The sequence below is a fragment of the Pseudomonas sp. GM79 genome (assembly GCF_000282495.1).
Classification (GTDB): Bacteria; Pseudomonadota; Gammaproteobacteria; order Pseudomonadales; family Pseudomonadaceae; genus Aquipseudomonas.
Genome location: NZ_AKJE01000088.1, coordinates 39,041 through 55,754, shown reverse-complemented (window position 1 = coordinate 55,754; position 16,714 = coordinate 39,041). Strand labels below are relative to the sequence as shown.

Sequence of the window (16,714 nt, the reverse complement as noted above, 5' to 3'; positions counted from 1 at the left end):
CTTGTAGCAGCTGTCGAGCCCCGGCGAGGCTGCGTTCGGCTTGTAGCAGCTGTCGAGCCCCGGCGAGGCTGCGTTCGGCTGCGTAGCAGTCGTGAACCTGGCGAATTCGGTCTACCTGATATACCGCAATCTCTGATTTTACGACTGCTTCGCAGCCGAACGCAGCCTCGCCGGGGCTCGACAGCTGCTACAAGCCACGTTGTTTCCTGCGCCGAAATAACTGATAACAGACCCTCATGACGCTGCGCTACAATCCTCCCCTTTGTGCTCTGGAGACCTCACATGTCTGACTTCTCTGGCTTGGCGCTGGTGATCGAGCCGAGCGACCTGCTCCCGCGTCTCGACTCCCGCGAACTGATTCTGGTGGACCTGACCAGCAGCGCCCGCTATGCCGCAGGGCATATCCCCGGGGCACGCTTTGTCGATCCAAAACGCACTCAACTGGGTCAGGCGCCTGCGCCAGGCCTGCTGCCGACCCAAGCCGCGCTTGAAGCATTGTTCGGCGAACTGGGCCACAACCCCGATGCGGTCTATGTCGTCTATGACGACGAAGGCGGCGGTTGGGCCGGGCGCTTTATCTGGCTGCTGGATGTCATCGGCCACAGCAAGTATCACTATATCGATGGTGGCCTGAAGGCCTGGCTGGCGGAAGGCATGCCCATGTCGATCCAGATCCCGGCTGCGGTCGGTGGACCGGTCGCCCTGACGCTGCACGACGAACCCACCGCCACCCGCGAATACCTGCAAAGCCGTCTCGGTGCCGCTGACCTGGCGATCTGGGACGCACGCGGGCCGCAGGAATACTCCGGCGAGAAAGTGCTGGCGGCCAAGGGCGGGCACATTCCGGGCGCTGTCAATTTCGAATGGACAGCCGGCATGGATCAGGCACGCAATCTGCGCATCCGCACCGACATGCCAAAAATCCTGGAACAACTCGGTATCACCAAAGACAAAGAAGTCATTACCCACTGCCAGACTCACCACCGTTCTGGCTTCACGTATCTAGTAGCCAAGTCGCTCGGTTATCCGCGAGTCAAAGGCTACGCCGGCTCCTGGGGCGAATGGGGCAACCATCCCGACACGCCCGTAGAGATTTAAGGTTTTTAAGGACAGTTAATGAATAAGCGTTTGTTTATCCTCAGCCAATACCTGTTGCCTCATCACTTGCTCTCGCGACTGGCCGGCTGCATTGCCGAATGCCGCGTGCGCTGGTTCAAGAACGCCCTTACCGCCTGGTTCGCCAAGCGTTATCAAGTGGACATGTCCCAAGCGCTGGTCGAAGACCTGACGGCTTACGAGCACTTCAATGCATTCTTCACTCGTGCCTTGAAAGACGGCGCTCGCCCGCTGGACGAAACCCCAGGCGCGATCCTCAGCCCGGCCGATGGTGCCGTCAGCCAGCTCGGCCCGATCGAACACGGTCGCGTTTTCCAGGCCAAGGGCCACAGCTTCAGCGTGCTGGAACTGCTCGGTGGTGACGCGGCCAACGCAGCGCCATTCATGGGCGGTGATTTCGCCACCATTTACCTGTCGCCCAAGGATTACCACCGCGTGCATATGCCGCTGGCCGGCACTCTGCGCGAGATGGTCTACATCCCAGGCCGCATTTTCTCGGTCAACCAGACCACCGCTGAAAACGTACCGGAACTGTTCGCGCGCAACGAGCGTGTGGCGTGCATTTTCGATACCGAGCGCGGGCCGATGGCCGTGGTGCTGGTGGGCGCGATGATTGTGGCGTCGATCGAAACTGTCTGGGCCGGGCTGATCACGCCGCCAAAACGCGAGCTGAAAACCTTCCGTTACGATGAAGCTGCCCGTGCGCCGATCCATCTGGAAAAAGGCGCGGAGCTGGGTCGCTTCAAACTCGGCTCTACGGCTGTCGTGCTGTTCGGGCCGGATCAAGTGAAATGGGCTGAAGGACTGGGCGCTCTTTCGCCAGTGCAGATGGGTCAGAGCATCGGCTTGCCAAGCGCCTGATCCCGGGCCCGCCGCCCCGAATTTCTTCCGGGCGGCACATCCCCCTGCAAGGCAAGCGTGACGTAAAAATCGCGACACCCCCTCCGCGTTCATAGCTGCTACAGTCAAGTCATTCACTGCCCATTTCCCGGTCGGAGTTTGTCTACGGCATGAATGAGACCAATCCTGTCTTGCTGCTACGCGCACCAATCCCGACGCAGTCGCGTTTGTCTTTCTGCGAAGCCACGCCTCGCGACCTCAAGCGCTGGATCGCCAACCTGCCCAAAGCCAACATCGGCGAAACCGCTCGCCAGTTGTATCAAGGCTTGAGCGAACTTAATCAACTGCTCACACCCAGCGATAATCGCCTGCAATTGCTCGAACTGCTGCGGCCCGAGGTGTATTACGTCTGCAAGCACCTGGAGCGGCATTTCCTGCATCAGGCCATTGTGCTCGACGAGCGCTCGCGCAAGATCGCCAACCTTTGCCAGGTGCTGCAGAGCCACTTGGCGATCGGCTACAAGCAAATCGTCATTCGCGTCACGCCGCGCTTCAGTAAGGATCGCGCGCCGCTGCTGACCCAGGCTTTGCAGCGGGCAATCCATTGCCTGAACGGCGCATTGATCCGCGCCACTGAACTCTATTGCCCGGTACCCGAAAATCTGTGGCTGGAACTGCATCAGCTGTATCGGATTGGCTGTCAGTTCCAACTGCAAAATCTGAGTGTGCGCGATGAACTGGCCAGCCAGACGCAAAAGCTGAGCATCGAGCAAACCTACGTCGTCGCCCTTCTGCTGGGTGCTTCACGCTGCAATCAGCTGCGCCAGAACCAGATCGCCCGGCTCGCCGAGGTGCTCGAACCCTGGAGCCAGTGGATCAAGCTGCAACCGGCCAAACCGGACAACGGGCTGTTTGCCATCGCCCCGGATCTCGACACCGGGCCGCGCTACCGCTCCAAATTCCTCGCCGAACAACAGGAGAGTTTGCTGGGGATCGACCCGCAACCCTTGGTCATGGCCATCGAGAACCATCTGCAGCAGTCGGCCGACAAGGCATCGCCGCTGCCCGTTCCGGCGGGGCTGAGCCTGGATACGCTGCAACACCTGCATGCCGCCTGGGGTCAGGCCGCCGAGCGCAGTTTCCAGCGCACTGTCGGCCACGGCACGTTGACCCTGTGCGTGGGCATGAGTGCATTGCACTTTTATCTCGGCGGGCAACGCTCGTTCAACGACATCCTGAAGAAACCCGGCGCCCGCCCCGCGCAGTTCTCGGCGACCAACCCGACACGTCGAGCCAAAGACCAATGGAACCAGGCCTTCGACGCCGCCCCCCATGGCACCGCAGACACGCTGCTGCCCTACGAAGAGATCGAATACCCGCACCTTCAAAACGATGACAGCCACGAGGCATCCGACCGCCAGCAGCATTTCCCGACCTATGCGCTGCCGGTGATCAATCACAGTCCTGGCGGCTATTGCCTGGCCTGGCCCGGCGCGGTGCCCGCCGAGCTACAGGCTGGCGAAATGGTTGGTATCGAGGATGCCGCCGGTCAAGGCTGGAGCATTGCAGTGGTGCGCTGGATCCGCCAGGTGCGGCGCGGCGGCACGCAGATGGGTATCGAGCAAGTCGCGCCTTGCGCCGAACCCTGCGGCCTGCAACTGATGCGTGCCCACGACGAGCACAGCCAGTACTTGCGCGGGCTGTTACTGCCCGCCATCAGCGCCATCGACCTGCCGGCCACCCTGCTCACGCCGCGCCTGCCGTTCCAGGAAGGCAATAAGGTGTTGATCAATACCAACGGCGAGGAACGCCGGGCCGGGCTGGAGCGTCGGGTGGCGAGTACCAACAGCTTTAATCAGTTTGCCTACCGTTCGCTTGAGACAGCCAGAAACGAAAACGCCGCGGGGAGCGGCGTGGTCGGGGTAGCGGAAGAATTTGATTCGTTGTGGAAGTCGCTTTGAGCGTAAGTCTGTAAAACCGCGGCGCGCCCTTCGCGAGCAAGCCCGCTCCCACATTGGATCTATGTCGATCACACGATCAATGTGGGAGCGGGCTTGCTCGCGAAGGCGCCCTGCCAGTCAATACAAAGCTCAGAGCTGCCCGTCGCGATCCCGAAAGCCCAGCAGATACAGCACACCATCCAGCCCAAGGGTGGAAATCGCCTGTTTCGCCGATTGCTTGACCAGCGGCTTGGCACGGAACGCTACACCCAGCCCGGCAATCGCCAGCATCGGCAGGTCGTTGGCACCGTCACCGACCGCAATCGTCTGCTCCAGACGCAAACCTTCCTTATGCGCCAGCTCACGCAGCAGATCCGCCTTGCGTTGCGCATCGACAATCGGCTCGACCGCCACACCCGTCACCTTGCCGTCGACCACTTCCAGTTCGTTGGCAAATACATAGTCGATGCCCAGCTTGGCCTGCAGTTGCTTGGCGAAGTAGGTGAAGCCGCCCGACAGAATCGCCGTCTTGTAGCCCAGACGCTTGAGTTCGGCGAACAGGGTTTCGGCGCCTTCGGTCAGGCGCAGCGAGGCGCCGATGGAATCCAGCACGCTGACGTCCAGCCCTTGCAGCAAGGCCAGGCGTTCTTTGAAGCTGGCGCGGAAGTCCAGCTCGCCGGCCATCGCCCGCTCGGTAATCGCAGACACCTGGTCGCCCACACCGGCGGCCTTGGCCAGTTCGTCGATGACTTCGGCTTCGATCAGCGTCGAGTCCATGTCGAACACCGCCAGACGGCGGTTACGGCGGAACAGCGAATCTTCCTGGAAGGCGATGTCGACGTTCAGCTCTTGCGCGACGCTGAGAAATTCGGCCCGCAGCGCTTGCGGGTCCGCCGCCTCGCCGCGCACGGAAAACTCGATGCAGCCTTTGCCTTTGTCGGCCGGAGTGTCCAGCGGCATGCGCCCGGACAGGCGATCGATATGATCGATATTCAGCCCATATTTGGCGGTGATCGAGCTCACGCGCTGCAATTGCTCGGCGGTCACTTTGCGGGTCAGCAGGGTAACAATGTGGCGTTTCTTGCCCTGATTGCCGACCCACTGCTGGTAATCCTCTTCGGACACCGGCGTGAAACGCACCTGTTGCTCAAGCTCATAGCCTTTGAACAGGATGTCTTTGAGCACCGAGTTACCTTGTTCGGTATCGGGAATTTCAACCAGGATGCCAAACGACAGGGTGTCGTGGATCACCGCCTGACCGATGTCGAGAATGTTCACACCACCCTGGGCCAGAACACCGGTAATGGCCGCAGTCAGACCCGGACGGTCGACTCCCGTGATGTTTATCAGGACGATTTCGCGCAAGGCGCACCCCCGCAGGTGGAAAAAAACCGCATTCTACCCATTTTCAGTGACCATCGGGCACCGCGAGCGCTTTGACGGCCTAGGGCCTGTCGCTATACTGCGCGTCAACTTCACGGACAAAGAGCCGAGCTCAAGTGAACCGGCCCACGCCAGTAAAAACCGATAACTTCTTTCTGCTGATCTTCCGGGCACTGCGTCATCGCCGTGTGCCGATCGCATTGCGCATTGCCAGCCATAACGTGATCCTGGTCGCTCTGGCCCTGGTGATCTATGCCTGCGTGATGGGTTTGCAGTTCAAGCAGGCCATGCACGAGCAGGCGGATGCCCTGGGCGAAAGCCTGACCACCCAGACCGCGACCTCGGCCACGGAGCTGTTGGTGTCCAATGACATCCTCAGCCTGAATGTGCTGCTCAACAACCTGACCAAGAACAAACTGGTGGCTCACGCGGCCATTTACAGCGTGGATAACCGTATCCTCGCCGAAGCCGGTCAGCGCCCCAAGCACGGCCTGTTGGGCGAAGCCGAAGGCATGTACCAGAGCAAAATCACTTTCCAGGATGTGACTGCCGGGCAACTGCGCATCAGCCTGGACATGGATCAGTTCCAGCAGCCGATGACCATCAGCCTGCAAAGCATGGGCATCCTGAGTGCGATTCTGCTGGCGCTGTCCCTGGCCTTGAGCCTGCGCCTGGGGCGCAATATCTCCACGCCGCTGCTGCAGCTGCGGGTATGGCTGCGCAATATCGACGAATACACCCCGGCCACCGAGCGCCAGGATGAGGTCGGCGACCTCGCTCGTCAGCTGCACGCCAATTTCGCACCGGAGCCTGCCGAGCCCGTGCCAGAACCTGAGTTCGACGACAGCGATTACGACGACGAAACCGATCCGGCCTTCGAAGTGCGCAACCTGCGTGATCCAAGTTTCGATGAAACCAAGCCTGTAGCCGGCCTCAAGCCTGCGCCGCGGCGCATTGTCAGCACCGTTGAAGACGATGATGACGAAGATCCGTTTGCCGATCTGCGTGACGACGCGACAGACAGCGCACCGAAACCAGTCGTAAAGCCGCAGGTATCGAATCTGCCGCAGCACAGCGCAGTACTGGCCGTGCAACTGGGCGCACAAGATCAGCTGCGCCGCCTGCCCCGCGCACGCCTGGAAGAGCTGCTGAAGCGCTACCGCGATTGCCTCGATCAGGCTGCGTCGCTTTACCAGAGCGAACTGCACACATTGAATGATGGCAGCACGCTGATGCTGTTCCACACCGAAGACAGCGGCGACGATTACCTGACCAACGCCATCTGCTGCGGCGAGTTGCTGCGCGCCCTGGGTCATCAGTTGCAGATCGAAGTCGCCGACAGCGGCATCACCCTGCAATTGCAGCTGGGTCTGACGCTGGGTGACGAGTTGTTCGGCTTGAGCCAGATCGACTTGCTGCTGACTGAAACCGCTCAGGATGCACTGGCCCTGTCGCAACACAGCCGCAACCTGCTGCTGGTTGAGCGCAAGATCAGTGACGACGCGCTGATTCGCCAGCGTGCGCGAATCCGCCCGATCGCAAGCCCTGAAGGTGCATGTTGCGTAGAGCGCTTGATGGAGCCTTATCCGTCGATGCTGGAACGGCAACTGGCGCGGATGCACGAACGCCGGGCGTAAGCCTTAGCCTTGCTGTAAAGAAGCCCGCAGATGAGTGATCGTCTGCGGGCTTTTTGTTGCCTGTTCGGACGCTATCGCGGGCAAGCCCGCTCCCACAGTGTGCGTGTCGTACACAAAATTTGTATTCGCAGCGGTAAATGTGGGAGCGGGCTTGCCCGCGAAGAGGCCGGCAGCAGCACCGAAGATCTCCAACCTGCAGAAACGACAAGGCCCGCATCTACGCGGGCCTTGTTTCGGATCAATCCAGGCTTAGAACCTGAACACTTCCATATCCGTGCGAATCGGCGAAGCCATCGGGATTTTCGGCTGCTTCTCCGGTTCTGCTGCCGGTGTCACAGGTTTGGCAGCTGGCTTGCGAGGTGCTTCGGCGATCGGCGGCTGGTTCGCCAGTGGCTTGAGCGCCGTCGACAGCTGCTCGGCCAGACGCTGCAGCAACACACCCTGAGCCTGAACCTGAGCCGCAGTCCCGCCGGTGTGCTGTTCCTGCAGATGAATGATGCGGTTATCACGCACCTGACCACGACGGTCAATCAGCCGCCATTGGGCATCAAGGATCGCCGGTTGCGATGCACCCGAGTCCAGACGCGTGATCGTCAGCAGCACCTGAACATCCGGCGTGAAGCCTAATGTCGCCGGTGCCAGGACAACGCGCTGGCTGTCCAGATGGCCGGCGACCTGACGCAGCAACAGCTGATCGATATCGGACGACAGGCTACCCGCCCAACGACCATCAGCCGAAGCTTGCAGGCTGCCATCGGGCTGACGCTGCAACAAGGTTTCGCGTTGCAGGTAGTCGGCAACCGTTACCGGGCCCAGCAATACCGCCATGCCAGCGCTTTGCGCAGGCTGAGCCGGACTTCCGCTGTCCAGCTGATACAGCGACACCGGTTGGTGAACGCTGCAACCCGCCAGGCCAAGTACGCCGGCGAGCATCAAAATAAAAGGAAGGCGCAGAGCAGTCATCGTCCCATCCAGGTGGCTGCCACAAGGCTAACCACAGTGAAAATACTCAAAAAATATGAAGAACGCTCGGCTACGCCGGCGCTTGAAAGGCCATATCATCCGTGAATATGCGTTCCGACTCCAGCGGCAAAGCGTCGATCTACGCTTTAAATCGTAGATCGAGCGCTCTAGGACGCCTAATTGAGGTTTTCGACGAACAGCGCATCAACCCTCTGAAAGCCACGTGGCAGTTTGTTACCGCGACGTCCACGCTCACCTTTGTAGTGTTCGAGGTCGTCCGCCTTCAGTGACAAGGTACGTTTTCCGGCCTGCAGCACCAAAGTGGCACCCTCCGGCAAAACGGCAATGTCCGTGACATATTCTTCGCGACTGGCAACACGTTCACCGGAAATCCCGATGATCTTATTCCCTTTTCCTTTACCTAATTGTGGCAAATCGCTGATTTTGAAAATCAGCAGCCGACCTTCGGTGGTCACCGAGGCCAGCCAGTTGTGCTCACGATCGGCTACCGGACGCGGCAGAATCACTTTGGCGTTGTTCGGCAAACTCAACAGGGCCTTGCCCGCCTTGTTCTTGGCTTGCAGGTCTTCACCCTTGACCACGAATCCGTAACCGGCGTCGGAGGCGATCACGTACAGCGAATCGTCTTCAGGCATCAGCACGCATTCGAAACTCGCCCCTGGCGGCGGCGTCAGGCGGCCGGTCAGCGGTTCGCCCTGGCCGCGGGCCGATGGCAGCGTATGTGCAGCCACCGAATAGCTGCGACCCGTGGAGTCGATAAACACTGCAAACTGGTTGGAGCGACCGGGCGCTAAGGCCTTGAAACCATCCCCGGCCTTGTAGGAAAGCCCGGTGGCGTCGATTTCGTGCCCCTTGGCAGAGCGAACCCAGCCTTTTTCCGACAGAACTACGGTCACTTTCTCGTTCGGCAGCAGATCGTGCTCGGTCAAGGCCTTGGCTTCTGCACGCTCGACGATTGGCGAGCGACGGTCGTCGCCATACGTTTCGGCGTCCTTGATCAGCTCGGTGCGTACCAGCTTTTTCAGCTTGGCTTCGCTGCCCAGCAGGGCTTGCAGCTTGGCTTGCTCCTTGAGCAGTTCATCCTGCTCGGCACGCAGCTTCATTTCTTCCAGTCGCGCCAACTGACGCAAACGGGTGTCGAGGATGTAATCGGCCTGGATTTCGCTCAGGGCGAAACGCTCGATCAGTGCGGCTTTCGGGTGTTCCTCGGTGCGGATGATGTGAATCACTTCATCCAGATTGAGGTAAGCGATCAACAAACCGTCCAACAGGTGCAGGCGACGCTCAACCTTGTCCAGGCGGAATTGCAGACGACGACGCACGGTCTGCACCCGGAACTCCAGCCACTCGACCAGCAAGGCCCGCAGGTTTTTCAACTGCGGCTTGCCATCCAGACCGATGATGTTGATGTTGACCCGGTAGCTCGACTCCAGCTCTGTGCTGGCGAACAGGTGCTGCATCAGCGCGTCGTGATCGAAGTTTTTGCGCGCACCGGGAATGATCACGATCCGGCACGGGTTTTCGTGGTCGGACTCGTCGCGCAGGTCAGCGATCTGCGGGGCCTTGGACGGCTTGGCCTGCATCATGGCCGCGATCTGTTCCAGCACCTTGGCACCGGAGACCTGGTGCGGCAGCGCGGTGACAATGATGTCGCCGTCTTCAATGTGGTACACGGCGCGCATGCGCACCGAGCCCTTGCCAGTTTCGTAGATTTTCAGCAGGTCGGCGCGCGGCGTGATGATTTCTGCTTCGGTCGGGTAATCCGGGCCCTGGATGTGTTCGCAGAGCTGCTCGACCGTGGCTTTCGGCTCGTCCAGCAAGCGCACGCAAGCGGTCGCGACTTCGCGCAGGTTATGCGGCGGTACGTCGGTGGCCATGCCCACGGCGATACCGGTGGTGCCGTTGAGCAGGATGTTCGGCAAACGGGCCGGCAACACCAAAGGCTCTTCCAGCGTGCCGTCGAAGTTCGGGCCCCAATCCGCAGTGCCCTGGCCCAGTTCGCTGAGCAGCACTTCGGAATAACGTGATAGCCGCGCCTCGGTGTAACGCATGGCGGCGAAGGACTTCGGATCGTCCGGCGCACCCCAGTTACCCTGGCCGTCGACCAGCGTGTAGCGGTAGCTGAACGGCTGGGCCATCAAGACCATGGCTTCGTAGCACGCCGAGTCGCCGTGCGGGTGGAACTTACCGAGCACGTCACCGACGGTACGCGCCGATTTCTTGTGCTTGGAATCGGCGTCCAGCCCCAACTCGCTCATCGCATAGATGATGCGCCGCTGTACCGGTTTCAGGCCGTCGCCGATATGCGGCAGGGCACGGTCCATGATCACGTACATGGAGTAGTTGAGGTAGGCATTTTCGGTGAAGTCAGCCAGTGACCGGCGTTCTACACCGTCCAGGCTGAGATCAAGGGAGTCGCTCATGCGGGCCTCATCAGTTCGTTGTCTGGCGCAGCAGCATGGTGCCACCGCGCTGGGTAAATTCAAGTTTGTTCAGTGCGCTCATACCGAGCAGCACCTGATTGCCGTGCAAACCGGGCGCCACCAGCGCGCGAACGTCACGCAGCACGATGTCGCCCAATTGCAGGCGGTCGAGGCGGGTTCGATAGCCCTCGCTCAAGCCATTGGCCGTGCTCAGGGTCACCCCGAAGCCTTTTTCCAGTTTCAGTCGCTCGGCCATTTCGGCCGGGATCGCCACGTCGGTCGCACCGGTATCGAGCATGAACTCCACCGGCTGGCCGTTGATCTGGCCAGTGGCAATAAAATGCCCCTGGCTGTTGCTGATCAGCTTCACTTCGATAAAACCTTGGCCCTGCTCGGAGCTGACGACAGTATTGGGATTTTGCTGGCGCGCCTCCCACTGAGCGAAAAACCGCGTTGCCAGAAACAGCGCGGCGCACCAGGCCAACACCATCAACACCCGACCGGCGCGTTTGCCCGGCGGCTGTTGACTCATGGCTTGGCACTCCAGCCACCTTCAGGCGCGGCAAAGCGCCAGACAATCGGGCGTTTCTCGCCGTCGACGCGCGCACCATTATTGTTGTCGATACCGATCCAGGCGCCATCGGCGTCCACGATCAACGCTTCCGCCAGCCCAAAGGGCTGCGAATAACGACGGTTTTCCTGCAAGGCCTCGGCGGCAAACGACCAGCAGCGCTCGACTTCGCCCGTCGCCGCATCGCGACGGCAAACCTGAAAGGCATTGCGCTCAAGGGTAAACAGCTTGCCGTCGAACAATGACAGATCGGCAAAATCCCGGGAGCGCGCTTTGGCCTTGGGAAATTGCGCTGGCTGCATTTCCACCCCAGCCTCACTCAGCAACACACATCTACCGTTGCAGTCCCAGACCGTTTGCTGGCGCTTGATCAGCAGCAAACCCCGGCGCTCACGTTCGGCGGCCAGCCACAGCGTGTCACCGGCCGGATTGATCGCCAGCCCTTCAAACAATGCATTGAAGTGCAGCAACATACCGCTCGCCCGTGCTTCGCGTACCAGCATCGGCGAGATTTTCAGCCAGGACGCAGGCCCGATTGGCGGAACTTGCAACACCGCGGCGTGTGCTTCGCTGACTATGTAACGATTGCCAGCGCTGTCGCAGGTGATGCCTTCGAAATCCAGGTCCCCGCCCCGCACGAACGATGCCGCCCAAGTCCGCGAACGCAAGCCCCAGGGTAAACCGCTGTCGGGCACCAGGGGTGCGTCGATGCGCACGGTTTCGGCTTGCCAGGTGGTGTTGCGGGTGTCGAGGCGATAGATTTGATCATCGTCACGATCCGAAACGGTCCACAGATCCTTGCCGCACTGGGCCAGCCCCGACAGATTGCCGCCGCGCATGCCGTCGACGGCATGCTCGGACAACAGGCGCAGCTCGGGTGCAGGCTCCGCCGAAACCGTTATCGAGGTCAGCAGCAACGCACACGCCAGGGCCCAGCCAAATCGCATCAGCCCAGAACCTCGGCCAGGTTACCCTTGGACTCCAGCCAGGACTTGCGATCGCCAGCGCGTTTTTTCGCCAGCAGCATGTCCATCATTTCCGAGGTCGCGTCGAAATCTTCCAGCGTCAACTGCACCAGACGCCGCGTGTTCGGGTCCATGGTGGTTTCGCGCAACTGCGGCGGGTTCATTTCACCCAGACCTTTGAATCGGGTGACCTGTGGTTTGCCGCGTTTCTTCTCGGCTACCAGACGATCGAGGATGCCATCGCGCTCGGCTTCGTCCAGGGCATAGTAAATTTCTTTGCCCAGGTCGATACGGTACAGCGGCGGCATGGCGACGTAGACGTGACCGGCATCCACCAGCGGGCGGAAATGCTGGACGAACAAAGCGCACAGCAACGTGGCAATGTGCAGACCGTCGGAGTCGGCGTCGGCGAGGATGCAGATCTTGCCGTAACGCAGCTGGGCGATGTCCGTCGAGCCCGGATCGACACCGATGGCCACGGCGATGTTGTGCACTTCCTGGCTGGCCAGCACTTCGCTGCCGTCGACTTCCCAGGTGTTCAGAATCTTGCCGCGCAATGGCAGGATCGCTTGAAATTCTTTGTCCCGCGCCTGCTTGGCCGAACCGCCGGCGGAATCACCTTCCACCAGGAACAGCTCGGAACGCATCGGGTCCTGCCCGGCGCAGTCGGCGAGTTTGCCCGGTAATGCCGGACCTTGGGTAATGCGCTTACGCTCGACCTTCTTGCTGGCCTTCAGACGACGGCCGGCGTTGTTGATCGCCAGTTCCGCCAGCAACATGCCGGTTTCCGGGTGGGCGTTGAGCCACAGGCTGAAGGCGTCCTTGACCACACCGGAAACAAACGCCGCCGCTTCACGGGAAGACAGGCGTTCCTTGGTCTGGCCGGAGAATTGCGGTTCCTGCATTTTCATCGATAGAACGAACGCGATGCGCTCCCAGACATCTTCCGGCGCCAGCTTCACACCGCGCGGCAACAGGCTGCGGAACTCGCAGAACTCGCGCATCGCATCGAGCAAGCCCTGACGCAGACCGTTGACGTGCGTACCGCCCTGGGCTGTCGGGATCAGGTTGACGTAGCTTTCCTGAACGCTGTCGCCGCCTTCGGGCAACCACAGCAACGCCCAATCGACCGCTTCTTTGTTACCGGCCAGGCTGCCGCAGAACGGCTCGTCCGGCAGGCGTTCGAATTCGCTGACCGCGTCCACCAGGTAGGAGCGCAGGCCGTCTTCGTAATGCCATTCGACTTTCTCGCCGGTGGCCTTGTCTTCAAAACTGACCAGCAGCCCCGGGCACAGAACGGCTTTGGCCTTGAGCACGTGCTTGAGGCGGCTGATGGAGAATTTCGGTGAATCGAAATACTTCGGGTCCGGCGCGAAGAACACGCTGGTGCCGGTGTTGCGCTTGCCGACGGTGCCGATCACTTCCAGCTCGGTTTTCTTGTAACCGTCAGCGAAAGTCATCTGGTATTCGTTGCCGTCGCGTTTTACACGCACCCGGACTTCGGTCGACAAGGCGTTGACCACAGAAATACCCACCCCGTGCAGACCGCCGGAGAACTGGTAGTTCTTGTTGGAAAACTTGCCGCCCGCATGAAGCTTGGTGAGGATCAGCTCGACACCCGACACACCCTCTTCAGGGTGAATGTCCACCGGCATGCCACGGCCGTCATCGCTGACTTCCAGGGAATGATCGGCATGCAGGATGACCTGCACCGATGTCGCATGTCCGGCCAAGGCTTCGTCGACGCTGTTGTCGATGACTTCCTGGGCGAGGTGGTTCGGCCGACTGGTGTCGGTGTACATGCCGGGGCGTTTGCGCACCGGGTCGAGGCCCGAGAGGACTTCGATGGCGTCTGCGTTATAAGAGCTAGCGCTGGGAGTGGCCATGGGGTCTCGTCGTCCGCCTGTAAAAAGTGTTCTGTGAAAAAGAGGCGACAAATCACAGTGCAGTGAAATCAATCGCCTGATACAAATCTGCGCCGATGCCGGCGAAACTCAGCATTGCCGGCAATTGCTCGGCAAAACCCTGGAAACTATGGTCGCCGCCCGCCTGGATACGCAAGGCACAGGCCCGGTAATACTGCTGGGCGAGGCGATAATCCAGCGTTTCGTCGCCGGTCTGCAACCATACTTGAAACCGCTGCGGATCCTTGGGCGCCGGCACTTCCAGCTCGGCCAGGGCCGTCACGTGGTCGCGAGTCAATTCCCAAGTCTCATCGGTGTACAGATTTTTCTGCGTTCCCAGGAACCCGTCGAACATCCGGTGCGGGCTGACGGCAGGATTGATCAGCAGGGCTTTCAAGCCATGGCGCTCGGCCAAGTGAGTCGCATAGTAGCCGCCGAGTGAGCTGCCGACCAGCAGTGGCCGCCCCAGCTCGGCAATCGCCTGCTCCAGCTGAGCAATGGCCTCGCGGGGATGGTGATGCAGGGCCGGCACACGCAATTGGTCGCTCAAGCCCAGCCGTTCCATCACATTAATCAACTGACAGGCCTTTTTCGACGCCGGCGCGCTGTTGAAACCGTGGATATAAAGGATCGAACCAGACATTTGAGCTCCCTTTGCGTCGGGTAAAGAAGGCGGAGTTTACAGGGAGTCGGGGAAATCGTGGATATGCGTGGGATTCATGTCGCCTGAATCGACGCTATCGCGGGCAAGCCCGCTCCCACACGGATCTGAGGTGCTCACAAATCCCCTGTGGGAGCGGGCTTGCCCGCGATGGCCGCGCCTCGGTCTTTGGAAATGACAAAGAAATCAGTAACCGTTAGAACCATAATCAATCTGGAAATCGAACCCGCTAACGCGCTCCACGCCCGTTTCCAACCGACCATCGGGCAAAAGCCGCAACCACCGATACCCCGGCGCCTGCTCACTCACCTTGAAATCATCACTGCCCGGTTCGAACTGAATGCAGGTCGAGGGCGATGCGATCAGGCGCACACCGTTGCGCACCTGATCAATTTCCTGATGCACATGCCCCCACAACACCGCACGCACCTGTGGAAAGCGATCCAGCACCGCGAATAATGCTTCTGGATTGCGCAAGCCAATGGGCTCCATCCATGCACACCCGATCGATACCGGATGATGATGGAAACACACCAGATGATGCCGCTCCGGTGCCTCACTCAACGAGCGAGCGAGTAACTGCAATTGCTCATCCTGCAAATACCCCGGCACCGACCCTGGCACCGCCGAATCGAGCAACGTGACCCGCCAGTTGCCGATATCCACCACCGGCTCCAGCAGCGCACTCTGCACCGCCGCCACGGCCATGATCTGCGGCTCGTCATGATTACCGGGAATCCAGCGTGCCGGCGCATCGATCTGTCGGCTCAGGTCACGAAACAGCTGATACGACTCCAGCGTCCCGTCCTGAGACAGATCACCACTGGCAATCATCAGATCGATCTGCGGCTGCTGCTTCAATACCAGCTCAATGACCTGTTGCAGGCTGTCGCGGGTATTCATGCCCAGCAACGTCCCGCCCGCCTCGGCAAACAGATGGCTGTCGGAGAGTTGCACCAGCAACGCCGGATCGGCGGTGGTCAATGTGGATACGCTCGGCAAGGCGTTCTCCCAGGGCGTGATCACGGGATGGATAAGTGCCGCAATTATGCTGGGGGACGATCAAAAGAGGAAATCTGTGAACCGGACGCAGTTCACAACTACACAGGGCTCTTAGCGCACAACGGCGTACTCGTGCCCGCAAGCCAGGCAATGACTCAGCCATTCCCCCAGGAACAGATTGAGCTGAGCTTTTTCATCCGGCTGATGCATCGCGGCGTTCGGGTAAGGATAGATGCCCCGGAAGCGTCGTGCATGTTCGGCGCTGACCACTTCGGCCATGCACGCGTCGTGATACACCTGAACTTCAAGTTGCGGCACCGGCAGCCACGGCAGGCTGTGTTCCTGGCGGACTTGCAGGGTCGTGGTGTACGGACAAACCTGCAGCACTTCGAGGGCCAGCACGCCCAGCATCTGGTCGCCGTGGGTCACGGCAATGCGCCGCGCCTGCGGCTCGCTACGCATATCCGGTAGCAGTCGCATCAGGCGCGCGTAGTTGGCCTCGCAGGAGGCTTGCAGCCCCACGAGGTCGATCCGGTAGCGATCGCGCAGCTTGTTTACGACCATAACCCCCTCACTTCAACGCGGTTCAAAGCCAGCCATTGCAAGGCAATGATGCTTGGCGCGTTGGCAATACGTCCGTCGCGTACGGCTTGCAGGGCATCTTCGAACGCCCAGACCGTGACACGAATATCTTCTGCCTCTTCCTCCAGCCCATGCAGGCCGCCAACCCCGGCACTGTCGCAACGCCCCAGATACAGATGCACAAATTCGTTACTGCCACCCGGCGATGGAAAATATTTGGTTATCGGCCAGAGTGCCCCGAATACAAGCCCAGCTTCCTCCTGCGCTTCGCGGTGAGCAACTTCTTCCGGTACTTCATCCTTGTCGATCAGACCGGCGACCAGTTCGATCAGCCACGGGTTATCGATCTTGCCCATGGCGCCAACGCGAAACTGCTCGATCAGCACCACTTCATCGCGCTGCGGATCGTAAGGAAGCACGCACACCGCATCGTGGCGCACGAACAGTTCACGATTGATCTCGCGACTCATGCCACCGGCGAACAACTCATGACGCAGGTGCACGCGGTCGAGCTTGTAGAAGCCCTCGTAGCACTTTTCGCGCCGAACGATATCAACGGCGGTCGGAATGGCGTTGGCAAAATCAGTCATGACAATCCTCGTTTACTGCAAATCCGTTACGAGGCTCCTTTTTGTTACTTGCAACCTCGACTTCGCGCCATCCTAACGCGCCCGCGATGTTTGATGCAGCCCCTTTCCAGTCAGCG

At 60.3% G+C, this 16,714-nt stretch carries 14 protein-coding genes; 4 read left to right on the top strand and 10 right to left on the bottom strand.

Annotation, left to right across the window (positions count from 1 at the left end; genetic code table 11):
• Window positions 1–282: 282 nt before the first annotated feature.
• The 3 genes from PMI36_RS31640 (at window position 283) to PMI36_RS06040 (ending at window position 3,917) form a co-directional block, all read left to right on the top strand.
• On the top strand, window positions 283–1,098 hold the full coding sequence (locus PMI36_RS31640) for a rhodanese-like domain-containing protein (RefSeq protein ID WP_008074681.1): 816 nt from the start codon (window positions 283–285) through the stop codon (window positions 1,096–1,098).
• A gap of 18 nt (window positions 1,099–1,116) precedes the next feature.
• Window positions 1,117–1,977 carry an archaetidylserine decarboxylase gene (gene asd, locus PMI36_RS31635; RefSeq protein ID WP_008074674.1) on the top strand — a complete coding sequence of 287 codons (861 nt, stop codon included), beginning with the start codon at window positions 1,117–1,119 and terminating at the stop codon, window positions 1,975–1,977.
• 149 nt (window positions 1,978–2,126) lie between these two features.
• The gene (locus PMI36_RS06040) at window positions 2,127–3,917 is read left to right on the top strand and encodes a hypothetical protein (RefSeq protein WP_008074673.1); all 1,791 of its coding nucleotides are present in this window, start codon (window positions 2,127–2,129) and stop codon (window positions 3,915–3,917) included.
• 129 nt (window positions 3,918–4,046) lie between these two features.
• Here PMI36_RS06040 and serB read toward each other — a convergent pair whose 3' ends face one another.
• The gene (serB, locus tag PMI36_RS06045) at window positions 4,047–5,261 is read right to left on the bottom strand and encodes a phosphoserine phosphatase SerB (protein ID WP_007939616.1); all 1,215 of its coding nucleotides are present in this window, start codon (window positions 5,259–5,261) and stop codon (window positions 4,047–4,049) included.
• Between the two features lie 134 nt (window positions 5,262–5,395).
• On the opposite strand from serB, the gene PMI36_RS06050 reads away from it, so the two are divergent.
• On the top strand, window positions 5,396–6,916 hold the full coding sequence (locus tag PMI36_RS06050) for an AhpA/YtjB family protein (protein ID WP_008074672.1): 1,521 nt from the start codon (window positions 5,396–5,398) through the stop codon (window positions 6,914–6,916).
• A 249-nt stretch (window positions 6,917–7,165) separates the two neighbouring features.
• Here the strand turns inward: PMI36_RS06050 and PMI36_RS06055 are convergent, their stop codons facing one another.
• The 9 genes from PMI36_RS06055 to PMI36_RS06095 form a co-directional block, all read right to left on the bottom strand.
• The gene (locus PMI36_RS06055; RefSeq protein ID WP_008074671.1) at window positions 7,166–7,879 is read right to left on the bottom strand and encodes a PqiC family protein; all 714 of its coding nucleotides are present in this window, start codon (window positions 7,877–7,879) and stop codon (window positions 7,166–7,168) included.
• 176 nt (window positions 7,880–8,055) lie between these two features.
• Entirely contained in the window at window positions 8,056–10,323 is a 2,268-nt protein-coding gene (gene parC / locus PMI36_RS06060; protein WP_008074670.1) for a DNA topoisomerase IV subunit A, read from the bottom strand.
• Window positions 10,324–10,333: 10 nt separating this feature from the next.
• Entirely contained in the window at window positions 10,334–10,855 is a 522-nt protein-coding gene (locus PMI36_RS06065) for a retropepsin-like aspartic protease family protein (RefSeq protein ID WP_008074669.1), read from the bottom strand.
• Window positions 10,852–11,841, bottom strand: coding sequence for an esterase-like activity of phytase family protein (locus tag PMI36_RS06070; RefSeq protein WP_008074668.1), 990 nt, complete (start codon window positions 11,839–11,841; stop codon window positions 10,852–10,854). The genes PMI36_RS06065 and PMI36_RS06070 overlap by 4 nt, the downstream gene beginning before the upstream one ends.
• Window positions 11,841–13,745, bottom strand: coding sequence for a DNA topoisomerase IV subunit B (gene parE, locus PMI36_RS06075; RefSeq protein ID WP_008074667.1), 1,905 nt, complete (start codon window positions 13,743–13,745; stop codon window positions 11,841–11,843). The genes PMI36_RS06070 and parE overlap by 1 nt, the downstream gene beginning before the upstream one ends.
• A gap of 52 nt (window positions 13,746–13,797) precedes the next feature.
• Window positions 13,798–14,406: a YqiA/YcfP family alpha/beta fold hydrolase gene (locus tag PMI36_RS06080; RefSeq protein WP_008074666.1), complete on the bottom strand. Its 609-nt coding sequence runs from the start codon at window positions 14,404–14,406 to the stop codon at window positions 13,798–13,800.
• Between the two features lie 204 nt (window positions 14,407–14,610).
• Window positions 14,611–15,426, bottom strand: coding sequence for a 3',5'-cyclic-AMP phosphodiesterase (gene cpdA / locus PMI36_RS06085; RefSeq protein WP_008074665.1), 816 nt, complete (start codon window positions 15,424–15,426; stop codon window positions 14,611–14,613).
• Window positions 15,427–15,537: 111 nt separating this feature from the next.
• Window positions 15,538–15,990, bottom strand: coding sequence for a DUF1249 domain-containing protein (locus tag PMI36_RS06090; RefSeq protein WP_007902592.1), 453 nt, complete (start codon window positions 15,988–15,990; stop codon window positions 15,538–15,540).
• Window positions 15,981–16,598 (bottom strand): NUDIX domain-containing protein, encoded by a 618-nt coding sequence (locus tag PMI36_RS06095; protein WP_008074664.1) that lies wholly within the window; start codon window positions 16,596–16,598, stop codon window positions 15,981–15,983. Before PMI36_RS06095 ends, PMI36_RS06090 begins: the two co-directional genes overlap by 10 nt.
• Between the last annotated feature and the right edge of the window lie 116 nt (window positions 16,599–16,714).

What these genes read in the sequence shown, in the direction of transcription:
- PMI36_RS31640 (WP_008074681.1), top strand. Translation starts at nt 283, where the DNA reads ATGTCTGACTTCTCTGGCTTGGCGCTGGTGATCGAGCCGAGCGACCTG.
- asd (WP_008074674.1), top strand. Translation starts at nt 1,117, where the DNA reads ATGAATAAGCGTTTGTTTATCCTCAGCCAATACCTGTTGCCTCATCAC.
- PMI36_RS06040 (WP_008074673.1), top strand. Translation starts at nt 2,127, where the DNA reads ATGAATGAGACCAATCCTGTCTTGCTGCTACGCGCACCAATCCCGACG.
- PMI36_RS06055 (WP_008074671.1), bottom strand. Translation starts at nt 7,879, where the DNA reads ATGACTGCTCTGCGCCTTCCTTTTATTTTGATGCTCGCCGGCGTACTT.
- parC (WP_008074670.1), bottom strand. Translation starts at nt 10,323, where the DNA reads ATGAGCGACTCCCTTGATCTCAGCCTGGACGGTGTAGAACGCCGGTCA.
- PMI36_RS06065 (WP_008074669.1), bottom strand. Translation starts at nt 10,855, where the DNA reads ATGAGTCAACAGCCGCCGGGCAAACGCGCCGGTCGGGTGTTGATGGTG.
- PMI36_RS06070 (WP_008074668.1), bottom strand. Translation starts at nt 11,841, where the DNA reads ATGCGATTTGGCTGGGCCCTGGCGTGTGCGTTGCTGCTGACCTCGATA.
- parE (WP_008074667.1), bottom strand. Translation starts at nt 13,745, where the DNA reads ATGGCCACTCCCAGCGCTAGCTCTTATAACGCAGACGCCATCGAAGTC.
- PMI36_RS06080 (WP_008074666.1), bottom strand. Translation starts at nt 14,406, where the DNA reads ATGTCTGGTTCGATCCTTTATATCCACGGTTTCAACAGCGCGCCGGCG.
- PMI36_RS06090 (WP_007902592.1), bottom strand. Translation starts at nt 15,990, where the DNA reads ATGGTCGTAAACAAGCTGCGCGATCGCTACCGGATCGACCTCGTGGGG.
- PMI36_RS06095 (WP_008074664.1), bottom strand. Translation starts at nt 16,598, where the DNA reads ATGACTGATTTTGCCAACGCCATTCCGACCGCCGTTGATATCGTTCGG.